At 75.9% G+C, this 2,428-nt stretch carries 2 protein-coding genes; one reads left to right on the top strand and one right to left on the bottom strand.

The features are described from left to right. Positions 1-267: citrate/2-methylcitrate synthase (locus L1885_RS27175; protein ID WP_308117409.1), on the top strand; the 267-nt coding region annotated here is incomplete at its 5' end. Between the two features lie 89 nt (positions 268-356). On the opposite strand, the gene L1885_RS27180 is transcribed toward L1885_RS27175, so the two are convergent. Then, complete coding sequence (locus L1885_RS27180; RefSeq protein ID WP_235799808.1) at positions 357-1,967, bottom strand: glycoside hydrolase family 13 protein; 1,611 nt, start codon at positions 1,965-1,967, stop codon at positions 357-359. Positions 1,968-2,428: the final 461 nt, after the last annotated feature.

The raw sequence follows: 2,428 nt of genomic DNA on the forward strand, positions 1-2,428 counted from the left end.
CCGGAGGCCGCGGCGGCGGTGGCGGCCGCGCGCGAGGTCGAGGCCGCCACGGCCCGCCACGGCGGGCTGCACGCCAACGTGGACCTCGCGCTCGCCGCGCTCACCGTGGCCGCCGGCATGGATCCGGAGGCGGGCGAGGCGGTGTTCGCGGTGGCCCGCACGGCCGGGTGGATCGCGCACGCCAGGGAGGAGTACGCGGAGCAGCCGCTGCGGATGCGGCCCAGCGGCAGGTACACCGGGCCGCGCCCGCCGAGGCCGCTGCCCTGAGCGTCGCCGCGTCCTGACGGGCCGGACGCCGGGGCCCGGCCCGCCCGGACGCGGCGACGCGTCCGCCGTGACCGGGGCCCCGGCTGCGATCAGGCCGTCAACCACACCGCCGTGTCCTGGGGCAGGAGCCCCCCGTCCGTGAGCGGGCCGCTGGCGAGCAGGAGTTCGCCGTGCGCGGGCAGCGCGACGGGCTCCGGGGACAGGTTCACCACGCAGCGCAGTCCGCCCGGCCGTTCGAAGGCCAGCACCCCCGCCTCACCGGCGAGCCAGGTCAGGGAGCCCTCGCGGAAGCCCGGCCGGGTACGGCGCAGGTCGAGCGCCGACCGGTACAGCGACAGCATCGAGGCCGGGTCGGCGGCCTGCCGGTCGGCGGCGTAGGCGGACCACGTGGCGGGCTGCGGCAGCCACGGCTCCCCGGTCGAGCCGAAACCGGCGTACGGCGCGTCGGCGACCCAGGGCAGGGGCACCCGGCACCCGTCGCGTCCCGGGTCGACCCCGCCGGAGCGCTCGTGCATCGGGTCCTGGATGAGGTCGCGCGGGATCTCCACCTCGGGCAGGCCGAGTTCCTCGCCCTGGTAGAGGTACACCGCGCCGGGCAGCGCCAGCGTGAGCAGCGCGGCGGCCCGCGCCCTGCGGGTGCCGAGTTCCAGGTCGGTGGGGGTGCCGAAGCGCTTGCGCTCGAAGGCGAAGCCGGTGTCCTCGGCGCGCCCGTACCGGGTGACGGTGCGCGTCACGTCGTGGTTGCTCAGCACCCAGGTGGCGGGCGCGCCGACCGGTGCGTGCTCGGCGAGGGTCTCGTCGACGGAGGTCCGCAGCCTCTCCGCGTCCCACGGGCAGGCGAGGAAACTCAGGTTGAACGCGGTGTGCAGTTCGTCGGGGCGCAGGTAGCGCACGAACCGCTCGGTGTCGGGCAGCCAGACCTCGCCCACGAAGATGCCGTCGTACTCGTCGGCGATCGCCCGCCAGGAGCGGTAGATCTCGTGCAGGTCGTCGCGGTCGACGTAGGGGTGCGGGTCGACACCCGGCGTGAAGTCGGGCAGGGCGGGGTCCTTCGCGGGCAGCACGGCGGAGTCGATGCGCACGCCGGCGACCCCCCGGTCGAACCAGAAGCGGAGCACGTCCTCGTGTTCCCTGCGCACGGCCGGGTGGTCCCAGTTGAGGTCGGGCTGCTCGGGGGCGAACAGGTGCAGGTACCACTCGCCGTCGGCGAGCCGGGTCCAGGGCGTGCCGCCGAACTCCCCGACCCAGTCGTTGGGCGGGATCTCGCCGCTCTCGCCGCGTCCCTTCCTGAAGTGGAACAGCTCGCGCTCCGGGCTGCCGGGCCCGGCCGCGACCGCGGCACGAAACCAGGTGTGCCGGTCGGAGACGTGGTTGGGGACGATGTCGACGATGGTGCGGATGCCCAGCTCGCGGGCCTCGCCGATCAGCTTCTCGGCCTCGGCGAGGGTGCCGAACTGCGGGTCGATCGTGCGGTAGTCCGCGACGTCGTAGCCGCCGTCGGCGAGGGGCGAGAGGTACCAGGGCGTGAACCACAGGGCGTCGACGCCCAGTTCGACCAGGTACGGCAGCCTGGCGCGGACGCCGGCCAGGTCGCCGGTCCCGTCGCCGTCACCGTCGGCGAAGCTGCGCACGTAGACCTGGTAGATCGCTGCGTTGCGCCACCAGGTACGGTCGGCGGGCTCCAGAGGGCTGCCTTTCATGGGGTGTTCCTTTCGGGCGTGTACGGGGCCCTCACGGCGGTGCCGTCCGTGACGAGGCAGGGGTGGTTCGTGGGCTGCGCACCGCCGCCGGACAGCGGGGACGTCGGACGGCGGCGGTGCGCAGGTCGAGCGGCCGGACCGGCGCGCCGGTCGGGCCCGTGGGGAGGTGACGCGGCGCCGCTGCCTCCCGCGGCGGGCACCCCGTCGGGGAGTCGAGGGGGGTCGGGGAGGCCGGCGGGCGCGGGAGGCGCGGACGTGCCCGGGGCGGTCGAGGCAGGGCAGGGCTGACTCACGGTGCACGGCCTTCGGCTCGGAAGGTGGGTGGGAGGGGGGCGGGATGTCGGAGCGCCGGGGAGCGCGGGAGCGGTGCGGGGACAGGGCCTGGCAGTGCGGCGGAGCGGTGGTCGCCGGTGCCTTGCCACGTGCCGGTGGGGCCGGCCGGTGCCCCCGCGCGCCGGGCG

Origin of the sequence: Streptomyces fuscigenes (genome assembly GCF_021556455.1) — a bacterium.
In the GTDB taxonomy this organism is placed as follows: Bacteria; Actinomycetota; Actinomycetes; order Streptomycetales; family Streptomycetaceae; genus Streptomyces; species Streptomyces fuscigenes.

Bases quoted from the DNA above. Each gene is read 5' to 3' on its own strand.
- L1885_RS27180 (WP_235799808.1), bottom strand. From the start codon at position 1,967: ATGAAAGGCAGCCCTCTGGAGCCCGCCGACCGTACCTGGTGGCGCAAC.